The organism is Nocardia sp. NPDC058114, from assembly GCF_042884695.1.
Lineage (GTDB): Bacteria > Actinomycetota > Actinomycetes > Mycobacteriales > Mycobacteriaceae > Nocardia.
This window is the reverse complement of record NZ_JBHVTK010000001.1, coordinates 1623154-1644421: the sequence shown is the minus strand read 5'-3', so window position 1 is coordinate 1644421 and position 21268 is coordinate 1623154. Positions and strand designations below refer to the sequence as shown.

The 21268-nt window shown below is 67.4% G+C and carries 19 protein-coding genes; 6 read left to right on the top strand and 13 right to left on the bottom strand.

The genetic code is table 11. The features are described from left to right. Positions 1-88 precede the first annotated feature (88 nt). On the bottom strand, positions 89-1690 hold the full coding sequence (locus ACFVVI_RS07620; RefSeq protein ID WP_387444102.1) for a sigma-54-dependent Fis family transcriptional regulator: 1602 nt from the start codon (positions 1688-1690) through the stop codon (positions 89-91). Between the two features lie 192 nt (positions 1691-1882). Here ACFVVI_RS07620 and ACFVVI_RS07615 point away from each other — a divergent pair, with 192 nt between their 5' ends. From ACFVVI_RS07615 to ACFVVI_RS07600, 4 genes are all read left to right on the top strand, one after another. Further along, on the top strand, positions 1883-2761 hold the full coding sequence (locus ACFVVI_RS07615) for a helix-turn-helix transcriptional regulator (RefSeq protein ID WP_378628148.1): 879 nt from the start codon (positions 1883-1885) through the stop codon (positions 2759-2761). Positions 2762-2886: 125 nt separating this feature from the next. After that, a complete protein-coding gene (locus ACFVVI_RS07610; RefSeq protein WP_378628146.1) occupies positions 2887-3090 on the top strand; it encodes a hypothetical protein in 204 nt (67 codons plus the stop codon). Positions 3091-3236: 146 nt separating this feature from the next. Further along, complete coding sequence (locus ACFVVI_RS07605) at positions 3237-4373, top strand: lactonase family protein (protein ID WP_387444099.1); 1137 nt, start codon at positions 3237-3239, stop codon at positions 4371-4373. Between the two features lie 112 nt (positions 4374-4485). Further along, positions 4486-5700, top strand: coding sequence for a CoA transferase (locus ACFVVI_RS07600; RefSeq protein WP_387444097.1), 1215 nt, complete (start codon positions 4486-4488; stop codon positions 5698-5700). 135 nt (positions 5701-5835) lie between these two features. Here the strand turns inward: ACFVVI_RS07600 and ACFVVI_RS07595 are convergent, their stop codons facing one another. Beyond that, entirely contained in the window at positions 5836-6570 is a 735-nt protein-coding gene (locus ACFVVI_RS07595) for a nitroreductase (RefSeq protein WP_387444095.1), read from the bottom strand. A 2-nt stretch (positions 6571-6572) separates the two neighbouring features. Then, positions 6573-7745, bottom strand: coding sequence for a CaiB/BaiF CoA transferase family protein (locus tag ACFVVI_RS07590; RefSeq protein ID WP_378663210.1), 1173 nt, complete (start codon positions 7743-7745; stop codon positions 6573-6575). Between the two features lie 281 nt (positions 7746-8026). On the opposite strand from ACFVVI_RS07590, the gene ACFVVI_RS07585 reads away from it, so the two are divergent. Together ACFVVI_RS07585 and ACFVVI_RS07580 are read left to right on the top strand one after the other, a co-directional pair. Then, entirely contained in the window at positions 8027-9508 is a 1482-nt protein-coding gene (locus ACFVVI_RS07585; protein ID WP_387444092.1) for an aldehyde dehydrogenase, read from the top strand. 26 nt (positions 9509-9534) lie between these two features. Further along, positions 9535-10929 carry an MmgE/PrpD family protein gene (locus ACFVVI_RS07580; protein WP_387444090.1) on the top strand — a complete coding sequence of 465 codons (1395 nt, stop codon included), beginning with the start codon at positions 9535-9537 and terminating at the stop codon, positions 10927-10929. A 67-nt stretch (positions 10930-10996) separates the two neighbouring features. Here the strand turns inward: ACFVVI_RS07580 and ACFVVI_RS07575 are convergent, their stop codons facing one another. The 10 genes from ACFVVI_RS07575 to ACFVVI_RS07530 all read right to left on the bottom strand — a co-directional run bounded on the left by ACFVVI_RS07575 (position 10997) and on the right by ACFVVI_RS07530 (position 21161). Then, positions 10997-11215: a hypothetical protein gene (locus tag ACFVVI_RS07575; protein ID WP_387444088.1), complete on the bottom strand. Its 219-nt coding sequence runs from the start codon at positions 11213-11215 to the stop codon at positions 10997-10999. 105 nt (positions 11216-11320) lie between these two features. Beyond that, positions 11321-12538: an acetyl-CoA C-acetyltransferase gene (locus ACFVVI_RS07570; protein ID WP_378663218.1), complete on the bottom strand. Its 1218-nt coding sequence runs from the start codon at positions 12536-12538 to the stop codon at positions 11321-11323. 13 nt (positions 12539-12551) lie between these two features. Next, positions 12552-13700 (bottom strand): acyl-CoA dehydrogenase family protein, encoded by a 1149-nt coding sequence (locus tag ACFVVI_RS07565; RefSeq protein WP_378628131.1) that lies wholly within the window; start codon positions 13698-13700, stop codon positions 12552-12554. Positions 13701-13736: 36 nt separating this feature from the next. After that, complete coding sequence (locus tag ACFVVI_RS07560) at positions 13737-14393, bottom strand: GntR family transcriptional regulator (protein WP_378663221.1); 657 nt, start codon at positions 14391-14393, stop codon at positions 13737-13739. Beyond that, positions 14393-15565, bottom strand: a complete 1173-nt coding sequence (locus tag ACFVVI_RS07555) for a CaiB/BaiF CoA transferase family protein (RefSeq protein ID WP_387444084.1) — start codon at positions 15563-15565, stop codon at positions 14393-14395. The genes ACFVVI_RS07560 and ACFVVI_RS07555 overlap by 1 nt, the downstream gene beginning before the upstream one ends. After that, the gene (locus tag ACFVVI_RS07550) at positions 15562-16368 is read right to left on the bottom strand and encodes an enoyl-CoA hydratase/isomerase family protein (protein WP_387444081.1); all 807 of its coding nucleotides are present in this window, start codon (positions 16366-16368) and stop codon (positions 15562-15564) included. Before ACFVVI_RS07550 ends, ACFVVI_RS07555 begins: the two co-directional genes overlap by 4 nt. Then, complete coding sequence (locus tag ACFVVI_RS07545; RefSeq protein WP_387444079.1) at positions 16365-17522, bottom strand: CaiB/BaiF CoA transferase family protein; 1158 nt, start codon at positions 17520-17522, stop codon at positions 16365-16367. Before ACFVVI_RS07545 ends, ACFVVI_RS07550 begins: the two co-directional genes overlap by 4 nt. 13 nt (positions 17523-17535) lie before the next feature. Beyond that, positions 17536-18705, bottom strand: coding sequence for an acyl-CoA dehydrogenase family protein (locus ACFVVI_RS07540; protein WP_378663228.1), 1170 nt, complete (start codon positions 18703-18705; stop codon positions 17536-17538). Positions 18706-18707: 2 nt separating this feature from the next. Continuing rightward, positions 18708-20663 (bottom strand): AMP-binding protein, encoded by a 1956-nt coding sequence (locus ACFVVI_RS07535; protein WP_387444076.1) that lies wholly within the window; start codon positions 20661-20663, stop codon positions 18708-18710. Between the two features lie 36 nt (positions 20664-20699). Beyond that, positions 20700-21161 carry a MaoC family dehydratase gene (locus ACFVVI_RS07530; RefSeq protein WP_101463091.1) on the bottom strand — a complete coding sequence of 154 codons (462 nt, stop codon included), beginning with the start codon at positions 21159-21161 and terminating at the stop codon, positions 20700-20702. Positions 21162-21268 lie beyond the last annotated feature (107 nt).

The following is a 21268-nucleotide window of genomic DNA, read 5'->3' as shown; positions in this document are numbered from 1 at the left end:
GCGTGCGCGGGATATCAGCGTGCCCTCCCGGCGATATCGCCGGGAGGGCACGCTGTTGTGCGGCCGACACGAGTGGTGATCAGGCAATTCACCCGATGCGTAGTGCCCGGATCCGGTTGTAGAGCGTCGAGCGGCTCACGCCGAGTGCGCGTGCGGCCTGGAGCTTGTTGCCGCCGGCGGCCTCGATCGCGGCCATGATGACCTCCCGCTCCGCTTCGCGGATCGGGGAGCCGGGTGCTTGGCCGCCGCGGTGGGAGGCGGGCAGGTCGGCGGGGATGATGTCACCTGCCGATCGCACGGCCGCGACTACTTCCACGACTCGGCGCAGCTCGGCGAGGTTGCCTCGCCACGGCTGCGACGCCAAGATCCGCATCGTCTCGGCGGTGAACCGGGTCCTGGTGTGCCCGGCGACATCGGTCAGGATCTGCTGGGCCAGGCCGGGGACCTCGTGCCTGCGCCTGCGCAGCGGGATCAGTTCTCTGCGGTCGTTGCACAGGGCCGGTACCGCGGCGTGGATGTCGTCGAGGTGTTCGCCGGGAGTCGACGTCAGGACGACGTTGCGGGTCGTTTCCCGCAATCGCTGGGCGAGCAGTGCCGTGATCTGCGGGGAGAGCAACTGGATGTTCTCGACAACCACGGCGGGTCCGTTGCCCCACAGCGCCTCTCCTAGCTGGGCCGCCCAGACACTCTCGCCCGCGAGAACGATGTCGGTCGCGTCGAGGGTGACAGCGCCAGGACCCGCGATGTTGTGCGCCTCGGTAGTCCGGCCGGTGCCGGCTTCACCGACCACCAGCAGCGGCCAGCGCGGCACGTGGGCCGATAGCGAATTGCCGCGCCGGACAACGGATTCCTGTGTGATGTCGACGAGCACACCATCGGCTCCGTCGATCGGCGTACAGACCAGGCGCACCTCACGTCCGGAGGTCAGCGCGAGCTCGTGGCTTTCCTGCGATCCGATCGGCACGGATTCGGCGCATGCGCGCACTGCGGCGTGATCGGCGGGTTCGAGCAGGTCGACGGCCGCAGGTGTGGCCAGAACCAGGCCCTCACCGATGACGACGACGGCGCGCCCCCGGCGACCGACAGCCGCTTGAAAGGCACTCATCAGCCGGCTCTGGGCGCGCGGCGAATCACGCTGGAGCCGCTCTTCGATGTCACGGACCATGCGCCGGGCCAGCAGCGACGACAACCGGTAGTCCGCGCCGGTTTTCGAGCCGATGCCGAGTACACCTTCGAGTCGCCGCGTCACCGGATGGAAGATCGGGTGGCCGTAGCAGGTGAACCCCCGGAACACCGTCAGATAATGCTCGTCGGCACGGACGAGAAGGCTTCGCCTGGTTTCCAGCGGGGTGCCGAGGGCATTGGTACCGATCCGGTCCTCACCGAGCTGGACGCCGGGCACCAGACCGAGGTCGCCGATCGCGTGGCGCATCGACCGCGCGGCGCCGTGGATGTCGACCAGCTGGCCGGCGTGATCGGTGAGCACCAGGGCTACCTGAGTGCCCTCGAGTTCGCCCGCCACCCGCCGCAGCACCGGATTGGCCGCGCGTGCGAGATTGCTCTCGGAGGTACGGGTCACGAGGTCGAACGGCGGCAGCGTGTCTCGGCGCACGCCGTTCAGTCGCGATCGGGCCCACGACGACTCGATGTCCGGTCGAGTCGTATCTCCGTGAACCTGCAACACAGTCATGGACACTGAACACCACCTTCTCCCGACCGCGTGGAGATGCGGTCGACGATCGGTCCTGTGACCGAGCACACTTGTATTTTATACACAATATCTGTTGATTTCCTGCAGCTTTGTCCGATACGGCTGTTTTTTCGCCGACATAGGAAGGATTTGTCCCAGGCACGCCGGCATCGGCAGGCATATCGTGGGGAAATGACAGACAGAGCGCCCCACCTTCGCGAACTGGGCGGATTCCTCAAAGCCCGGCGCGGCGAGCTGACCCCCCAGGACGTGGGCCTCACCGTGCACAGCGCCTCCCCGCGCCGGGTCACCGGCCTGCGCCGCGAGGAGGTCGCCGACCTGGTCGCGATCAGCCACGATTACTACACCCGGATCGAACAGGGCCGCCTCGCCCCGTCGGAGCCAGTCCTCGACGCCCTGGTCCGCGCCCTGCGTCTCGACGACGCCCAGCGCGACTACATCGAGAATCTCGCTCGCCGGTCGGAGCGCCGCCCGGCCAAGCGCGGCCAGAAGACCGTGCGTCCACAGCTGCAGCGCCTCTTGGATCAGCTCACCGAGACGCCCGCCCTGGTGTTCGGCCGCTACCTCGAGATCCTTGCCTGGAACCACCTGGCCGCGGCATTGATCGCGGACTTCGGACAGATGTCGCCGCGGCAGCGTAACTACGTGCGGATGGTCTTCACCGATCCCGCGATGCGCACCCTCTACGACGACTGGGAAGGCGTTGCCCGCACGTGCGTCGCCATCCTGCGCATGGACGCGGCGGCCAATCCGACCGACCCGCAACTGACGGCGCTGGTCGGCGAACTCTCCATTGCCGACGAACAGTTCCGGCAATGGTGGGCAGCGCGCAATGTGGCTCGCCAGGAGTTCGGCTCCAAGACCCTGCACCACCCGGATGTCGGTGAGCTGACACTGAATTGGGACACCTTCAGCTATTCCGGCGACGCCGAACAGCAGTTGGTCCTGTGGTCGGCCGACGTGGGCACGACCTCACACGAGAAGTTACGCATCCTCATGTCCTGGTCGGCGCCGGTTCCCGAGCGAAACCCAACCGAACACGCAGGCTGAGCCGGACCGCCGTCGACTCTCTTCCCGGAGTGGCGGAAAGTTCAACTGTGCGTAAATATATTATGTTTAATGTTCCTACCGCCTCGCCGTCCGAGGACCCACCACCAGATACCCGGAGCGAAGTAGTGTCAGCGCCCATCAACACCACCGTCCGCGAACTCCTCGACTACTTCGGACAATGCGGCGCGTGCGGCTATCCGGCGTCGGCCTCGCTGCTGACCCAGCACTACCCCGACGGCTCCACACACCACGAGGTCGTAGCGACCTGCGGTCTACCTTGCGGCTGGCGCGCACCCGTGTCGATGCGCAGAATGACGGGCTCCCCCTAGCCCGTGTCCGAGTTCTTGGACAGTCATCGGATCGAATCCTTCCTACATTCGAACGACCGGGGGGCCGAGTCCGCGCACTCCGGTGCCGCGCGCGGCGTCGCGTCGCGGCGAGCCGGGAGCAGCGCTCCGTGCCGGAAGGAACGTCGATGACGACATCCACAACACCCGAGAAAGCGTTCGCCCAGCGGACCAGGAATACGGCGGTCGCGCTCGCGGCGGTGCTGCTCAGCGCAGGCTGGATGGCCCCGGCAGCGGCCGCACCGGGTGGCGACGCCCAATTCCTCCTGGTCGGCGGCACGGTGAGTGGTGACGTGACAGTATTGAGGGTGGAGCCGAGCGGCGGGCTGACCAAGGTCGGCCAGACGCCGGTCGGCCTCGGCATCCTGTCGCTGGCGCTCGCGCCCAACGGGCACGCTGTCTATGTCAGCCAGGCCGCCGAACAGCAGGTCACCGGCTACCGCATCGACAACGCGGGTGCTCTGCGCCCGATTCCGGGCGCAGAGGTCGAGATCGACGGCGGTGCACCGGTCACCTCGACCCTGTCCGCCGACGGCACCCTGTTGTTCGTCGCCGTCGGCGGCGTGCCCGGACATATCAGGACCTATGCGGTCGATCCCACCGGCGCGCTGACGCATACCGCGTCGATCTCCGTACCCGGATTCAGCGCCATCCCGATGATCCGCATCGACCCGGACGGCCGATTCCTGCGGTTCGTCAGCCCCTTTGACAGCCTCGTGTCCAGCTTCGCCATCGGCGCGAACGGTGAACTCACCTCGATCGGCGCTCCGGTTTCCGGTGGCATGCTCCCGGTGAACCCCGGCTACACACCGGACGGCCGCTTCGTCTATGTGAGCAACGAAATGGGCGGCAATATCTCCGGATATGCGATCGGGACAGACGGGCACCTCACTCCCACGCCCGGATCGCCCTATGCCAGCGGACTCATGCCGCACGGCGCCGAGGTGACCGCCGACGGCAAGCGGGTGTATGTGCCGGTGGTCGCGGGCGGTGGCGTCGCCGGGTACTCCATCGCGGCGGACGGCGCACTGACCCCACTGGCCGGATCCCCCTATCCAGCACCGTCGGGCTCGGGGCCCGACACGGTGGTGCTCAGCGATGACGAGCGGCACGTCTACGCGGCCGACGTGCTGACCACCGGCGTCACCACGCGCGTACACACCTTCGACGTCCAGCCCGACGGCACACTGACCAGGTCAGCCCTGCCGTCGGTGGACACCGGCACCATCCTCGGCGACGGCCCGATCATGGTCCTGACGCCCTAGGCTCCCGACTGTCAGATATATTATATTTCACACAGAGGAGCGGTCCGCCGCAGACGAAGGAGAGCGCGATGCACAAGCCAGGTCCCATCGATCATCCCGCGGTGGTGCGCGCGTGAGCGGGCAGCCCCTGTCGGGCCTGCGGGTCGTCGAATTCGCCAGTTTCGTGGCGGGGCCCTCGGCCGGGATGACCCTCGCCCAGCTCGGCGCGCAGGTCATCCGGATCGATCCGCTCGGCGGTGGACCCGACTACCGCCGGTGGCCGGTGTCGAAGCACAACGGCGAGAGCCTGTATTGGAACTCGCTCAATCGCGGCAAGCGATCGGTGGCAGTGGACGTGCGCAGCGAGGAGGGCCGCGAACTGGTCCTCGCGCTGGCTACGGCACCGGGCGCGGACGCGGGCATCGTCGTGGACAACGCTGTCGGCCGCCCGTGGTTCTCCTACGAGGCGCTCGCGGCACGGCGTCCGGACGTGATCAAGGTGCATATCGGCGGCAGGGCGGGCGGCGGCCCGGCGGTCGACTACACGGTGAACACCGAGGTCGGCGTCACCGATCTCACCGGGCCTGCGGACTCGCGCACGCCGGTGAATCACGTTCTGCCTGCCTGGGATCTGGTCGCGGGCATGACCGCGACCACCGCACTGCTGTCGGCCCTGCACCGGCGAGAACGCTCAGGCGAGGGCGCGCACCTGCAGATCGCGCTGGCCGACGTCGCCCTGGCCGGCGTCGCGAATCTGGGGTGGCTCAGCGAGGTACGCGAACGCGGCGACCGGCCGCGTCACGGCAACTACATGTACGGCTCGTTCGGTGCCGACTTCGTCACCGCCGATGGTGGGCGCGTCATGGTCGTCGCCCTCACGCCGCGTCAGTGGCACGCACTGTGCACCGCCACCGGGACGGCGAAGGTGATCGCCTCGCTCGAGGAAACACTGGGAGTGGACTTCACCGACGAGGCACACCGGTACGTGCACCGTGAGACCATCGCGGCGGTCATGCGTCCCTGGTTCGCCGGTCTGAATGTCGATGACGCGGGCGAGGCGCTCACCGAGGCAGGTGTGCTCTGGAGTCGCTACCGGCAGATGAGCGATGTCGTCGCCGATTTCGAGGCAGGTTCGGGCAGTGCTGTGCTGACCGAACTCGACCAGCCCGGTATCGGACCGGTCATCTCGGCGCGCAGTCCGATCCGCGAGGACAACGACTACGGCCCGGTCGACCCGGCCTCGGCACTGGGTGCCGACACCGACCAGGTCTTCGCCGAGGTGCTCGGCCTCAGTGACAGCGAACTTCACCGGCTGCGCTCCACCGGGGTCTTCGGCAGCACCGGATAGCCGTCGGGGCGCCACGTCGAATACGACAGTGGCCGGGTCGGTTGCGCGGTACTTCGTTGTACCGACGCAACCGACCCGGCCACTGTCTTTCGATACCGACCGAGTTCGCCTCGACCTCGACGCGAACCGGACGGACTACTCGCTACGCCAGGTCACGACCTCGTCCAGTGGCGCCCGCGCGGTGCGGTAGCTGTTGGCGGGATGGTCGACGGCGGCGTAGCCGAAAGAGATGCCCGCCAGCACCTTTCGATCCTCGGGAATGTCGAAGTAGTCCCGGATGAAGGCCGAGCGGCCTGCCAGCGCGGCCTGCGGAATCGTGGCGATTCCCAAGCTCGTCGCGGCGAGCAGGAAGGTGCCGATGTAGAGGCCGCTGTCCACGGCGCCGTACACACCCTGCTCAGCCGCGGTGGTGACGATCGCGACGTGCGGTGCGCCGAACAGCCGGAAGTTCTCGAACGCCTGCCGCGCCGACGCCGCGCGATCACCGCGTTCGACACCCACGGCCTCGTACAGTTGCCAACCGGTCGTGCTGCGGCGCTCTCGATACACGCCGCGATACTCCACAGGCGGGGCGAAGTCGAATTCCTCTCCGAGCTCACCGCCCTTCCCCGCGGCGTAGTCGGCCAGCGCAGCCCGGAACCGCTCGGTGCCCTCCCCCGTCGTAACGATCACCTGCCACGGCTGGGTGTTGCACCAGGACGCGGACCGCTGCGAAAGGCTGAGTAGTCGCTCGATCGTCGGCCGTGGCACTTCACGCGATTCGAAGGCCCGGCAGCTCCACCTGCTCGACAACAGCTCGGCCACCACAGCCGATCTGTCCGCTATCGGAACAGGTTGCGCCACAGTGCTCGTCGTGGTCGCGCGCGCCACGGTCAGTCCTCCACCGAGATCACGCCCGCGGCCAGGAGTTCGTCGATCTGCTCCGCGGAGTAGATCTCACTCGCGACGGAGCGTGTGTCGGCGCCGACGCGCGGCGCCGCGCCCGGACGGTCCGGCCGCTCACCTTCGAAGCGCCACGGCGGTCGCACGAGCGCGAGCCCGTCGTCCTGCGGCTCGATCATGCGCAGCCAGTCGACCTGTTCGTGTTCGACGTAGCCGGTCATCGACAACACCGGCGCGAACGGCACATCCTCGGCGGTCAGGACCTTCTCCCACTCGTCGAATGTGCGGCGCTCGAACTCGGCGGCGACGAGTGGCACCAGCTCGTGGTAGTTCGCCTCGCGCGGCCGGTACTCGGCGAAGCGCGGGTCCGCGGCGAGATCGGTGCGGTCCATCGCCCGGCACAACGCCTGCCAGAACTTCTGCGACGAGGACAGATGGACGGCCAAGAACTCCCCTGACGCGGTCCGCACACAAAAGTTCTGGGCCTGCGGATGCCTGCTCTGGCGGGTGGGATCGGCGCCGAGCTCGAATGCCTGGCTGATGCCGTCGGCGGCGAGCACGCTGACCGCCTCCATGATCGAGGTCTCCACGTGCTGCGACTGCCCCGTCCGCAATCGACCGACCAGTGCGGCGAGCACACCCGCCGCAGTGCTCAGCCCGGTGACCAGGTCGGCGCTCAGACCGCCGGTCAGCTGGGGGTGGCCCTCGTCGCCGAAGAGGGAGTAGAGGCCGCCGAACGCCTGTCCGATGGTGTCGTAGGCGGGACGGTTCGCCAGCGGTCCACCGTTGCCGAAGCCGGTCACCGAGCCGTAGACGATGTCGGGTCGCAGTGCGCGACAATCCTCGGGCCCCAGCCCCATCGCCGCGACCTTGCCCGGACGGAGGTTCTCGAGCACGACGTCGAAGTGCGGCACCAATGCCTTCACCAGCGCGATGCCCTCGGGGGTCTTCAGGTCGACGGCGAGACTGCGCTTGCCGGTGTTGTATTGCCGGAAGTACGGGCTGGCATCGTTTTGATGGCGCCGGAAGTCCTCGCCGACCACCGGGCGCTCGACCTTCACCACTTCGGCGCCGAGCGCGCACAACATCGACGTGGCGTACGGGAGCGCGATGTAGCCCCCGATCTCCAGGATCCGGATACCGTCGAGCGGCCTGTGCTGCATAGCCTGTCTCCCTCTTCTCACTGGCTCATATTATATATTATCTCTACGCAGTGGTGCCACCGGTCACATTCCAGCGGGATCGGCGGCATGCGTGAGCCAGGTAACCGACATGATAGGCATAGTGGCGGCGGACACAGAAACTTCCGCCGATGGCCTCGGTTATATCATATACTTTACATTAGCTGGGTCACACGGCGCGATCAGAATGCCCTCAGTAAATGTCGCTGACCAGGCAATTCGCACCCGGCACACGATCGCCGACGAAGACGATAGGTCGACCAATGAGTGTTCAGACAGAGTTGTGGCAGGGACAGTTCGACAAGCTGTTCATCGGCGGCGAGTGGGTGAAGCCGTCGTCGGAGGCGACCTTCGAGGTGATCTCCCCCGCCACCGAGGAGGTGCTGGCTCGAGTCGCCGACGGCACCGAAGCCGACATCGACGCCGCCGTCGCCGCCGCGCGCACCGCGTTCGACTCCGGCCCATGGCCCCGCATGGAACTCACCGAACGGATCGCGGTGCTCACCCGGGTCAGCGAGGCGCTCGCCGCGCGCCAGGACGAGGTGGCCAGGCTGATCAGCGCCGAGATGGGTTGCCCGATCACGCTGTCGACCAGGATGCAGTCGATGGGTACCCGGATGCTGCTCGACGCGTTCCTCGAACTCGCGCCGCAGTACCAGTGGTCCGATATCCGCCGATCCGTGACCGGCAACGCACTGGTCACCCGCGAACCGGTCGGCGTCGTCGCGGCTGTGGTGCCGTGGAACGCACCGCTGCAGATCGCCATCATCAAGCTCGCGCCCGCACTGCTGGCCGGGTGCACCGCGATCCTGAAGCCGTCGCCCGAGACCGCGATGTCGGCCTACCTGCTCGCGGAGATCTTCGAGCAGGCCGGTCTGCCCGAGGGTGTGGTCAACGTGGTCGTCGCCGGCCGCGAGGTCAGTGAGCACCTGGTCCGCCATCGCGGCGTCGACAAGGTCTCGTTCACCGGGTCGACCGCCGCGGGCCGCCGGATCGCCGCCATCTGCGGCGAAGACCTGCGCCGCGTCACCCTGGAGCTCGGCGGCAAGTCCGCCGCGATCCTGCTCGACGACACCGCTCTCGACGTCGCGGTACCCATCATCCGGGCGCTGTCGCTGCGCAACACCGGGCAGGTCTGCAGCAATAAGACCCGCATCGTGGTCGCCCGTTCCCTGCGCGACGAACTCTACGACCGGCTGCGCGAGATGGTCGCCGCGATGCCGGTGGGCGATCCGTTCGATCCGGCGACCGAGATCGGCCCGCTGGTGAGTCGCGGCCAGCGTGAGCGCGTCGAGAGTTTCATCGCCGACGCACGGGCGGATGGTAACAAGGTGCTCGTCGGCGGCGGCAGGCCCGAGGGCCTCGACCGCGGCTGGTACGTGCAGCCGACGATCTTCGCCGACGTCGACCCCAACGCGAGAATCGCCCAGGAGGAGGTGTTCGGTCCGGTACTGACCGTGCACACCTTCGACACCGAGGCCGAGGCGATCGAGATCGCCAACAACTCCGACTATGGCCTCAACGGCTCGGTCTTCGCTGCCGACCCCGCGCACGCGCTGGCCGTGGCCCGCCACATCCGCACCGGCACAGTCGAACTCAACGGCACCCCCGCCGGCTTCTTCGCTCCGCTAGGCGGCTTCAAGAACAGCGGCATCGGTCGTGAAGCGGGCCTCGAAGGCTTCGACGCCTATGTCGAGTCCAAGTCCTACGGCCTCCCGCAGTCGCTGCTGGACACGCTGGCCTGACGTTCGCATACCCCGAAAGGTCTTTCATGCCTTCCCTACCCCCACTCGAGAACGCGGTCGCCCAGCTGGTCACCGGACTCGACTACGACTCGATCCCGGCCGACGCGCTCGCGGGCGCGCGCCGGCTGATGCAGGACCAGCTGGCGGTGCAGATCGGCTGTGCCTCGCTGCCGTGGAGCCGGGCCGTGCTCGAGCTGACCAAGGCCTCGCACGCGCCCGGTGCCGCTCACGTCACCGCGTCAAGTGACGAAATGAGCGCTGCCGACGCGGCTTTCGTCAACGCGACCTACGGGCACGGTTTCGAGTACGACGATGCTCATCGTTCCAGTTCCAGTCACCCCGGTAGCGCGGTGGTCTCGGCGGCCATCGCGGTCGGCGAGGAACTCGGGGCGTCACTGGGCGAGGTCATCACCGGTATCGTGGCCGGCTACGAGGCCTACACCCGCATCGGCATCCTGGCCGCGCCGCAACTGCTCGAACGCGGTTTCCACCCACACGGTCTGCTGTCGGCCTTCGGCGCCGCGGCGGTGGTCGCGAAGATGCGCGGCTTCGACGTCGAACGCACCGCGCACGCGCTCTCGATCGCGATGAGCCACAGCTCGGGCACCACCGAATACACCTCCTCGGGCGGCTCGGTGAAGCGGCTGCACTCGGGTATCGGAACGCGCAACGGCATTCGCGCCGCGGAGATGGCCGCCGCGGGCATCACCGGCCCGACCACGTTCCTCTCCGGTGGCAAGGGTTTCTACCGCACCTTTGTCGGCAGGCCGGTCGCGGACGACGCGGCCGAGCTGTTCGCACCGGATGCCTCGTTCGAGATCACCCGCGTGTGGGTGAAGCCCTACTGCTGCTGCGGCATCAACCACGCCTACATCGACGGAGCCCAGCAGCTCACCGCCCGGGCGGCCGACGTCGAATCCGTGCGCCTGGGCATCCAGTCCGGCGGCGACGTGATCATCGGCAACCAGAACGCCAACGCCTACGCCCCCCAGATCATCGAGCACCTGCAGTACAGCCTGCCGTTCCAGTTCGCCCTGGCGATCCTGGGCCGCGGCAACGGTTTCCGCGCCCACCACGACTTCATGGCGGGCCGCCTCGATCTGAGTGAGGGCAGCGAGGTCGCCGCCATGGCGCGGCGGGTGAAGATCGAGGTCGATACCGAACTCGACGCCGAATACCCTGGCCGCTGGGTCGCCGACATCACCGTCGTCTACCACGACGGCACCACCGAACACATCTTCGTCGACAACCCGAGCGGCACCGCCGAAAACCCCATGACCCCCGCCGATCTGGACACCAAGTTCCGCGACCTGACCGTCGCCGACATGGGCGCCGACCGCAGCGAAGCCTTGCTCGCCGCGATCACCACCGGCGGCCCCACCACCCCGATCGCCGAGTTCGCCGCACTGCTGCGTCCCTGAAACGACCGAAGCCGGCTCGGACCTTATCGCCTCAGGGCGATTCAGGTTCGAGCCGGCTTCAGCTTTCTCAAGGCAGCAAATACAAGCGTTCGTTCGGCAGTCGGGGCAGGTCGGTGTAGTGCGCCGCCGCCACCGTGACTTCGCAGAGGCGACGGCGGGCCACGTCTTGGACGAACACCATCGCTGCTGTCAGGCAGGCCACGAATTCCATACGCATGGTGGCGAATTGGACCATCAGGCGAATGTCGGGCTCTTCCGGACACGGTGATTGCTTGCCGTGCTTCATGGTGTGCTGACTTGCTTCATAGGATCACGTTCGACTTTCGAGTAAATGGCTGTGCCCCGGCGGGCCTGTTCGGTTCGCCGGGGCACAGTCGGTGCCTGACGGTGATCAGGCGGTCTCGAAGGTGGCGGCCATCCCTTGGCCACCACCGATGCACATGGTGGCCAGGCCACGGCCACCGCCACGACGACGCAGCTCGTGCAGCAAGGTGGTCACCATGCGCACGCCGGTGGCGCCGATCGGGTGGCCGAGGGAGATGCCAGAGCCGTTGACATTGAGGCGGTCGTGGTCGCGCCAGTTCCAGCCCTCGAGGACTGCGAGGACCTGCACGGCGAAGGCTTCGTTGACTTCGACCAGGTCCATCGAGTCCAGCAGCGACACCGTGTCGCTACCCTGGCGCGCGGCGAGTTTCGCGACGGCGGGTACCGGACCGATACCCATGCGCGAGGGCTCGCAGCCCGCGGCGGCCCAACCGGTGAGGTAGCCGATCGGCTCCAGGCCCAGGGCGTCGAGCTGGTCCTCGGCGACGACGAGAAGCCCCGCTGCCGCGTCGTTCTGCTGGCTCGAGTTGCCCGCGGTGACGGTGCCGCCGGGGGTGATCGTGCGCAGCTTCGCCAGCGTCTGTGCCGTGGAGTCCGGGCGGATGCCCTCGTCGGCGGCGAAGACGACCGGGTCGCCCTTGCGCTGCGGCACCGTCACCGGCACCACCTCGTCGGCGAAACGGCCCTCCGCCCACGCCGCGGCGGCACGCTGATGGCTACGGGCGGCGAAGGAGTCGGCCTCTTCGCGCATCAGACCGTAGTCCTGCGCGAGGTTCTCGGCGGTCTCGATCATCCCGGAGATCTTGCCGAACCTGGCCTCGGGCTGGGAGCGCTCGCGGCCGCGGTCGAGCCGGTCGAACAGCTGCACGGTGCCCGCGCGGGCACCCCAGCGGGTGCTGGTCGAGTAGTACTCGATGCGGCTCATCGATTCGACACCGCCGGCGAGTACGACGTCAGCTGCTCCGGTCTGCACCATCATCGCCGAGGTGGCCAGCGCCTGCAGGCCACCACCGCAGCGGCGGTCGAGCTGCATGCCGGGCACGGTGATCGGCAGTCCGGCGTGCAGGGCGAGCCAACGTCCGACGCAGGGCACCTCGGAGCTGGCGTAGGACTGGGCGAACACGACGTCGTCGATGCGTTCGGGATCGATACCCGAGCGCTCGACCACGGCTTTGACCACGGTGGCGCCCAGGTCTTCGACCGCGACGTCACGAAGTGAGCCGCCGAAGGTGCCGACGGGGGTACGGGTGGGGGCAACGATCGCGGCCCGGCGCAGAGTTGACATCTTCTGACTCCGATCAGATCGCGTTGCGCGCGATGAGCTGTGCGGCAATGACATTGCGCTGGATCTCGTTGGTGCCCTCACCGACGATCATCAGCGGCGCGTCGCGGAAGTATCGCTCCACGTCGTATTCCTTGGAGTAGCCGTAGCCGCCGTGCACGCGGATCGCGTCGAGTGCGATCTGCATCGCGGTCTCGGAGGCGAACAGCTTGGCCATGCCCGCTTCCATGTCGGCACGCTCCCCCGCGTCCAGCTTCTGGGCCGCGTCGAGGGTGAGCAGCCGCGCCGCGCGCTGCTTGGTCGCCATGTCCGCGAGGAGGTTTCCGACGGACTGGTGCTTCCAGATCGGCTTGCCGAAGGACTGGCGCTCCTGGGCGTAGCGCACCGCGGAGTCGAGCGCGGCCTGGCCGACACCCAAGGCACGCGAGGCCACCTGAATACGGCCGACCTCGAGGCCGCGCATCATGTGACTCCAGCCCAGGTTCGGCACGCCACCCAGGATGGCGTCGTCGCCGACCTTGCGGCCGTCGAACACCAGCTCGCAGGCTTCGACACCGCGGTAGCCCAGCTTGGGCAGCTTCTTGGAGATGATCATCCCGTCACCGGGCTCCACCAGGATCACGCTCATGCCCTTGTGGGCGGGCTTGGCGTCGCGATCGGTGATGCACAGCAGGCCGATCAGACCGGAGTGGGCGGCGTTGGAGATCCAGGTCTTGGAACCCGAGATGGACCACTGGTCGCCGTCGCGCACCGCGGTGGTGCGCATGGCTTGCAGGTCACTGCCGCCCGCGGGCTCGGTGAGTGCCATCGTCGCGCGGATGGCGCCCTCGGCCATCTTCGGCAGGTACTTCGACTTCTGCTCGTCGGTGCCGAAGGTCTTGATCAGGTAGCTGATCACCGAGTGGCCGCCGATGGCGCCCGCCAGGCTCATCCAGCCGCGCGCCAGTTCCTCGGTGACGCCGGCGAAACAAGCGGTGCTCACGTCGACACCGCCGTATTCGGCGGGCACGAGCAGTCCGAAGAAGCCGAGCTTCTTCATCTCCTCGATGAACTCCTCGGGATAGATGTCGTCCTCTTCGAACTCGCGCACGCGGTTGCGGACCCGCTGATCGACGAAGTCGGCGACCAGATCGACCATCTGCTGCTCATCGGCTGTGAGGCTCATGCCTACCCTTTCCTAGTTCACGCATAAAATATTATATCAGGCCCAGAATTGGCGGGCTTCGAGCATCTCGACCGCGCGGTCGCCGCCGTGCCGGAAGTGCTTCTCGGTCGTGGTGCGGGCGGTGTCCGCGTCGCGTGCCCGCAGCGCGGTCAGGATCTCGCGGTGGTCGCGGTCGGCCGTCTCGGGCCAGTCGTCGTGGGCTTCGTAGAAGCCGTGTGGTCCCGCGCTGCCCAGTACTTTGAGCTCGGTGAGCAGGCGGCGGGATCCGCTGGCGCGGTTGATCATTCGATGGAACTCGAAGTTGAGGGTTTCGCGGTCCCGGCTCGACGATGTTTCCATCCGATTCAGGATCGCCTCGAGCGCGTCCAGTGACACATCGGAGATCCTGGCTGCCGCACGTGCGGCAGCCAGACCCGATACCACGCCGAGCAGCCAGTAGTGATCGCGAACATCGTCACGCGTCATCGGGGCCACGAACGCGCCACGGCGCGGCGGCATGTCGACGATGCTCTCCAGCTCGAGCGCGATCAGCGCCTCGCGCACGGGTAGCTTGCTGATGCCCAGGAATTCGGCGATCTCGTCCTGATCGATCTTGTCACCCGGACGGAGCTCACCCGCGAAGATCCGGCGCCGGATCTCCTGCACCGCAGCCGCTTTCAGGCTCGGTGGTTGCGCGACGCGTGGCAGATCCATCAGGTCTTCCCCGACTCCACCGTCGGCGCGAACTCGGCGCGAATCGCGTCGGTGTGGGCACCGAGAGCAGGCACCGACCCGTTCACCACCGGCCAGTCACGTGCGGTACCCGGCGGCAGCAGGGCGGGCACAGGACCGGACGGAGTGCCGATCTCGCGCCAACGGTCACGCTCGCGCAGTTGCGGATGCTCGGCGAGTTCGCGCACACCGTTGAGTCGCGCGTTCCCGATCCCAGCCTTGTCGGCACTGTCCTGGATCTCGGCCAATGTCTTGGTGGCACACCACTGTTGGACGATCGCATCGACCTCGCCACGGCGGGCGACGCGATCGTCGTTGTGCAGATAGCGCGGATCATCGGCCAGCTCAGGGCGACCCATGAGGTCGGTCATCCGCCGCCACTCACGGTCGCTGGTAGTTCCGAGTACCGCCGTCTGCCCGTCCGAAGTCGGGTAGGCGCCATACGGGGCGATCATCGGCGAGCCCATTCCCACCGGCACCGGTTCGGTATCGGCGTGCAGGACCTGATTGAGAGCGAATCCCATCATCTCCGACACCACATCGAGCATCGCCACGGGCACGACCGCGCCGTGTCCGGTGCGCTCGCGGTCGTAGAGCGCGGCCAGGATCGCCGAATACGAGTACAGCGCGGTGCCGATATCAGCGACCGGGATACCGGGCTTGGCGGGGTTGCCGGGTGTGCCGGTGATACTGCACGAGCCCGCTTCGGCCTGGATCAGCAGGTCGTAGGCGCGCTTGTGGTCGAGTGGTCCGCCGCGACCGTAGCCGGAGATGTCGACGATGATCAGCCGGGGAAAGCGGCGTGCGAGTTCGTCGACGCCGAGGCCGAGCCGGTCCAGTGCGCCGGGTCCGAGATTGCTCACCAGCACGTCGGCCCCGGCCAGCATGGCTTCGAGGACCGCGAGGTCATCGGCCGCGCGCAGGTCCAGTGCCGCCGATTCCTTGCCGTGGTTGAGCCAGGTGAAGTGCGCCGACAGGCCACCGACCACGGTGTCGTAGTGACGGGTCGAGTCGCCGTAGCCGGGCTGTTCGACCTTGATCACGCGGGCGCCGAGGTCGGCGAGATGGCGGGTGCACAGCGGGGCGGCGATGGCCTGTTCCAGACCGATCACCGTGACACCGGCCAGCGGGCCGTGCGCGCGTGCGGTGCTCATGAGAACTCGGGCTCCCGCTTCTCCCGGTAGGAGCCGACGCCCTCGGCGACATCGGGGCCGCCGAAGTGGTAGAACTCCAGGCCCAGCGATGCGTCGAAGATCGGCATGGCCTGCCGGTACCAGCCGTTGAGCGCCATCTTGGTGCCCTGGATACCGGCCCGCGAACCGGCGGCCAGCTTCTGCGCGATCTCCATGGCCCGGTCCTGGACCTGGTCGTCGTCGACACACAGCGACACCATGCCGATACGCTCGGCTTGCTCGCCGGTGAGTACCTCGTTGGTGAGCAGGTGGTACTTGGCCTTGGCCATCGAGGTGAGCAACGGCCAGCAGATCGCCGCGTGATCGCCCGCCGCCACGCCGAGGCGCACGTGCCCGTCGACGATCTTGGCGCGGCGACCCGCCACCGAGATGTCGGCCAGCAGCGCGGCCACCAGGCCCGCGCCCGCGGCCGGGCCGTTGATCGCGGAGATGATCGGCTGGGGCACCTCGATGATGTTGCGCACCAGATCGCGGGCCTCGCGCATGACTCTGGTCCGGGCGGCATAGTCACCGATCATGTCCTCGACCAAGTCGAAGCTGCCACCGGCGGAGAAGGCCCGCTCCCCCGCGCCGCGGATGATCACCGCGCGCACGGATTCGTCGAGTGCGATCACCGGCCAGACATCAGCGAGGTGCCGATGCGCCTCGGCGCCAACCGAATTCAGATTCGGCCCGTCGAGGACGATACGCAGCACGCCCTCCGAGGGCCGATCGATCGTCAACGACGAGAAGTCCTCGTAGCCGGACACGTGTTGTCCTTTCATTCGCTGATCGACACCGCAGCGGCGCCGGTAGAAGTCGCGGTGGTCGACCACCGCGTGAGAACGTCGTCGAGTTCACCGAGCCCGGTGGGCGGCGTCGACGGCGCCCGAGCGGGGGTCCGGCCGAAGCGGGGCGCGGGCGCCGGATGCAGGACGCCCGAAACACGTTCGAACACACCGCGTTCGACATTGTGCGGGTCCTGCGCCGCTTCGTCGAAGGTGAGGACCGGCGACGCGCACGCGTCGGTGCCCTGATAGATCTGCTGCCATTCGTCGCGGGTGCGCAGGGCTACCGCCTCGGCGATGAGTTCGCGCAGGCGTGGCCACTCATCGCGATCGTCCTGCCCGGGCCAGTCGCTGGTGTCGACACCGAGCTTGGTGAGAAACTCGCGGTAGAAGTCGGGCTCGAGCGCGCCCACGGCCAGGTACCGACCGTCCGCGCACCGATAGGTGTCGTAGAACGGTGCGCCCGAATCCAGGAAATTGGTACCCGGCTCGTCGGAGTACAGCCCGGCGGCACGCAACCCCTGCAACTTCGCGGTCAGCACCGCGACGCCATCGACCATCGCGGCGTCGATCACCTGACCGCGCCCGGTGCGCGCGGCTTCCACCAGTGCGCAGGCGATGCCGAACGCGCCGATCGCACCGCCGCCCGCGTAATCGCCGAGCAGATTGATCGGCGGTCTCGGCGCGCCGCCCTCGGACGCGAGTGCGTGCAGGGCGCCGGACTGGGCGACATAGTTGATGTCGTGTCCGGCGTCCTGCGCACGGGGACCGGTTTGGCCGTAACCGGTGAGCCGGACGTAGACCAGACGGGGGTTGCGCGCGGTGGCCTCCTCGGGGCCCAGACCCAGCCGTTCGGTGACACCGGGGCGATAGCCCTCGATGAACACATCGGCCGAATCAGCCAGGCGCAGAACAGCTTCGCGCCCGGCCGGGTCCTTCAGATCCACCGCTATCGACCCGACACCGCGATTGACCACATCGGTCTCCTCGGTCAGGCCGACAGTTTGGCTCAGCTCGCGCGCCGAGCGGTGCCGCGGGCGCACCACCCGGACGACGTCGGCGCCCATGTCCGCCAGCAACATCGACACGTAGGGCACCGGCCCCATGCCTGCCAGCACGACAACACGCACACCCGTCAACGGTCCCGTCATCGGTTCTTCCCTCCTAGTAGGAACGCGGTAGGCCGAGCACCTGCTGGGAGATGTAGTTGCGCACCATCTCCTGGGAGAACGGCGCATTACGCAGCAGACGCACCTCCCGCCACAGCCGCTCGATGTGGTACTCCTTCGCGTAGGCGTACCCGCCGAGCGTGGAGAACGCGCGGTCACACGCCTCGAAGCCGGCTTCGGCGCCGAGGTACTTGGCCGCGGCCGCCTCGGGACCGCACGGCAGACCCGCGTCGAACAAGTCCGCCGCCCGCATGATCATGCCTTCAGCGGCTTCCAGACGGATCCAGGAATCGGCCAACGGGTGTGCCACAGCCTGGTTCTGGCCGATCGGGCGATCGAAGACGACACGGTTCTTGGCGTATTCGGCGCCGATCTCGAGCGCGGCGCGGCCGAGACCCACACCTTCCATGCCGACCACGATGCGTTCGGGGTTCAGGCCGTCGAGCAGGTAGTAGAAGCCCTTGTCGACCTCGCCGACGAGGCGATCGTCGGCCACCTCGAGGTTGTCGATGAACAGCTCGTTGGTGTCGATCGCGGCGCGGCCGAGCTTGTCGATCTCGCGGACGGTGATCTTGGAGCGATCCATGTCGGCCAGGAACAGCGACATGCCCCACAGCGGCTTGTCGTCGCGACGCGGCGAGGTACGGGCCAGCAGCAGGATCTTGTGCGCGTTCTGGGCATTGGTGATGAACACCTTCTGCCCGTTGATCACCCAACCGCCGTCGACCTTGGTGGCCTTGGTCTTGATCCGCGAAGTGTCAACGCCCGCGGTGGGTTCGGTGACGCCGAAGGCCATCAGCAGATCGCCGGAGGCGAGCTGGGGCAGGAACTCGCGCTTCATCGCCTCCGAGCCGTACTTCACGATCGGCGCGGGCGGGAACGCGTAGAAGTGGATCGCCGAGCCACCGCTCATGCCGGCGCCGGAGGCCGAGATCTCGCCCAGCATGACCGCGGTCTCTTTCAGGCCGAGCCCGATGCCGCCGTACTCCTCGGGGATCATCGCGCCGAGCCAACCGCCCGCGGCGAAGGCTTTCACGAAGTCCCAGGGGTATTCGTGCTTGTTGTCCTTGTCGAGCCAGTAGTTGTTGTCGAACTTGCGCGCGAGCTCGCGCGTCGCCTGACGGACGACCTCGACATTGTCATCGGTGTCGGTAGCGGCAGTCATTGCTACTCCTGTTCGTCGCCCGCGGACACGGGGATCGCTTCGAGTGGGGTGGTGGGGTCGAGAGCGGACATGTCGCCGATCGGTGACCCGAGGAACCGGGACCGAATGGCCCGGCGCATGATTTTTCCGTTCTTGGTCTTGGGCAGGCTTTCCACGACGACCACCGCCGGGGCGAACGAGCGCCCCGCGTTGCCGGTCGCGGTGTCCTGCAGGTCCTGTGGGGTCTCCCCCGCGGCGCGCAGGACCGCGAAGGCCACCGCGCGCTGTCCGCGCAGTTCGTCGGGGACGCCGATCACGGCGACTTCGGCGATCCTGTTGTCGCGCAACAGCGCCGCTTCGATCTCGGCGGGGCCGACCCGGCGACCCGAGAGTTTGATGGTGTCGTCGGAGCGGCCGTGGATGCGCCACATGCCCTGATCATCGATGCTGGCGAGGTCGCCGTGCACCCAGATACCGTCCCACTGGTTCCAGTAGGTCTCGAGGTAGCGCTCGCGCTCCTGCCAGAAGGCGTGGGTCATGCCGGGGAAGGTGTTGCGCACCACCAGTTCCCCGATCTCACCGACGACCGGCTTGCCGTCCTCGCCGAATACCGCGGCGTCGACGCCGGGCAGTGCACCGGTGAAGGCCGCCGGGGCCGCAGGCAGGAAGGGATAGCCGATCAGGATGCCGCCGCCGACCTCGGTGCCGCCGCTGTAGTTGACGATCGGTCGCTTGCCACCGCCGACCTCGGAGAACAGCCACCACCAGGTGGGTTCATCCCAGGCTTCGCCGGTGGAAACGAAGGTCCGCAGGCTCGGCATCTCGTGGGTGACAGCATCTCCCGCCGCTTTCAGCGCTCGAGCCGCGGTGGGCGCGATACCGGCCACGGTGACGCCGTTGCGTTCGATGATCTCCCACATCCGGCTCGCGGTCGGATGGGTGGGCAGCCCTTCGATCATCACGATCGTCGCGCCCAGTTGCAGCGGGCCGGTCATCAGCATCGGACCGACGAGCCAGCCGAGATCGGTGATCCAGGAGACAACATCGCCGTCGTGCACATCGAAGCCGTAGCCGAAATCGACCGCGGTCTTCACCGCGAAGCCTCCGTGCGAGTGCACGATGCCCTTCGGGCGACCGGTGGTGCCCGAGGTGTAGACGATGGTCAGCGGGTCGTTGGACTCGGTGTCGGCGGTCGCCACCGGGGCCGGGTCGGCGTCGAGTTCGTCGTAATACACATCGCGGCCGGCGTGCATCGGCACGTCGGTGCCCAGATGCCGGATGACCACGACCTTGCGGACCGAGGGCGCCGCCTCCAGCGCCGCGTCCGCGGTGGCCTTCAGCTCGACGCGCTTGCCACGCCGGGTCGTACCGTCCGCGGTCACCAGCAGCACCGCCTCGGAATCCTGCAGGCGGGTCGCGAGTGCGTCCGGTGCGTACCCGCTGAAGGTCGGCACCGAGACGGCCCCGATCATGGCGATCGCGAGGAACGCCACGGCCGCTTCGGGCACCACCGGCATGAACAGCACCACCCGGTCGCCACGCCGCACACCCAGCTGAGTGAGGTTGGCGGCGAAGCGGCGCACCTCGACGTCGAGTTCGGCGAAGGTCAGCGTGCGACGCTCACCCTCGTCACCCTCGTAAACGATCGCGGTGCGGTCGGCATTGCTTCCTTGCGCGTGCCGATGCGCGGCCAGCTGCGCGATGTTCACACCACCGCCGGTGAACCACCGAGGGAAGGGTTTTCCGGCCGATTCGTCGACGGCGCGGTCGAACGGGACCGAGAAGTCCACGCCCAGGTCGGTTGCCGCCGCCTGCCAGAACCATTCGGGTTCGGCGATCGCCCGGCGATTGAGCTCGGTAACTGCCGTGGCATCGTCGCCGAAGCCCCAGCCGCGCATCGCCGTCAGCAGACGGCTGCGCTCACGGATCTGCTCGTCGGGAACCCAGGCCGGCTGCTCGACAGGCTGAACGTCCACCATGACGTGTCCTCCTCGTTGGTGATTCGTCGGACCGGATCAGGCCTGCTCGGCCGGTCGCTTCATCATCAGACCGACGCGCAGGGCGTCACAGACCACTTCGTCACGCTGGTTGATGCCGAGGTGGCGAAACATCACGATGCCGGAGTCGTTGCGGCTCTTGGATTCCCGCTTGCTCTCGATCTTGGTCTGCACGTGGATCGTGTCGCCGTGGAAGACGGGCTTGGGGAACTTGATCTGCTCGAAACCCAGGTTGCCCAGGGTGGTGCCCTGGGTGGTCTCCGGCACCGTGATGCCCGACACCAGGCCGAGGATGAACAGGCTGTTCACCAGTCGCTGACCGTAGATGGAGTTCTTGCTGTACTCGGCGTCGAGATGCAGCGGCGCCAGGTTCAGGGTCATCACGCTGAAGAACGTGTTGTCCGCCTCGGTGACCGTGCGGCGGGTGGGATGGTCGATGACCATTCCCGGCTCGAACTCCTCGAAATACAGGCCAGCCATGTCGCGTCCTCTCGGAATATATTATGTACTAGATGGTGCCGGACGGATGGTACCCCACCGTGCGGACTCATCATATATTGTATCATCATATATTATATCTAGTATCA

Excerpts from the sequence above, each read along its gene's own strand:
- ACFVVI_RS07620 (WP_387444102.1), bottom strand. The coding sequence starts at position 1,690 with ATGACTGTGTTGCAGGTTCACGGAGATACGACTCGACCGGACATCGAG.
- ACFVVI_RS07615 (WP_378628148.1), top strand. The coding sequence starts at position 1,883 with ATGACAGACAGAGCGCCCCACCTTCGCGAACTGGGCGGATTCCTCAAA.
- ACFVVI_RS07605 (WP_387444099.1), top strand. The coding sequence starts at position 3,237 with ATGACGACATCCACAACACCCGAGAAAGCGTTCGCCCAGCGGACCAGG.
- ACFVVI_RS07590 (WP_378663210.1), bottom strand. The coding sequence starts at position 7,745 with ATGCAGCACAGGCCGCTCGACGGTATCCGGATCCTGGAGATCGGGGGC.
- ACFVVI_RS07585 (WP_387444092.1), top strand. The coding sequence starts at position 8,027 with ATGAGTGTTCAGACAGAGTTGTGGCAGGGACAGTTCGACAAGCTGTTC.
- ACFVVI_RS07580 (WP_387444090.1), top strand. The coding sequence starts at position 9,535 with ATGCCTTCCCTACCCCCACTCGAGAACGCGGTCGCCCAGCTGGTCACC.
- ACFVVI_RS07575 (WP_387444088.1), bottom strand. The coding sequence starts at position 11,215 with ATGAAGCACGGCAAGCAATCACCGTGTCCGGAAGAGCCCGACATTCGC.
- ACFVVI_RS07570 (WP_378663218.1), bottom strand. The coding sequence starts at position 12,538 with ATGTCAACTCTGCGCCGGGCCGCGATCGTTGCCCCCACCCGTACCCCC.
- ACFVVI_RS07565 (WP_378628131.1), bottom strand. The coding sequence starts at position 13,700 with ATGAGCCTCACAGCCGATGAGCAGCAGATGGTCGATCTGGTCGCCGAC.
- ACFVVI_RS07560 (WP_378663221.1), bottom strand. The coding sequence starts at position 14,393 with ATGGATCTGCCACGCGTCGCGCAACCACCGAGCCTGAAAGCGGCTGCG.
- ACFVVI_RS07555 (WP_387444084.1), bottom strand. The coding sequence starts at position 15,565 with ATGAGCACCGCACGCGCGCACGGCCCGCTGGCCGGTGTCACGGTGATC.
- ACFVVI_RS07550 (WP_387444081.1), bottom strand. The coding sequence starts at position 16,368 with ATGAAAGGACAACACGTGTCCGGCTACGAGGACTTCTCGTCGTTGACG.
- ACFVVI_RS07545 (WP_387444079.1), bottom strand. The coding sequence starts at position 17,522 with ATGACGGGACCGTTGACGGGTGTGCGTGTTGTCGTGCTGGCAGGCATG.
- ACFVVI_RS07540 (WP_378663228.1), bottom strand. The coding sequence starts at position 18,705 with ATGACTGCCGCTACCGACACCGATGACAATGTCGAGGTCGTCCGTCAG.
- ACFVVI_RS07535 (WP_387444076.1), bottom strand. The coding sequence starts at position 20,663 with ATGGTGGACGTTCAGCCTGTCGAGCAGCCGGCCTGGGTTCCCGACGAG.
- ACFVVI_RS07530 (WP_101463091.1), bottom strand. The coding sequence starts at position 21,161 with ATGGCTGGCCTGTATTTCGAGGAGTTCGAGCCGGGAATGGTCATCGAC.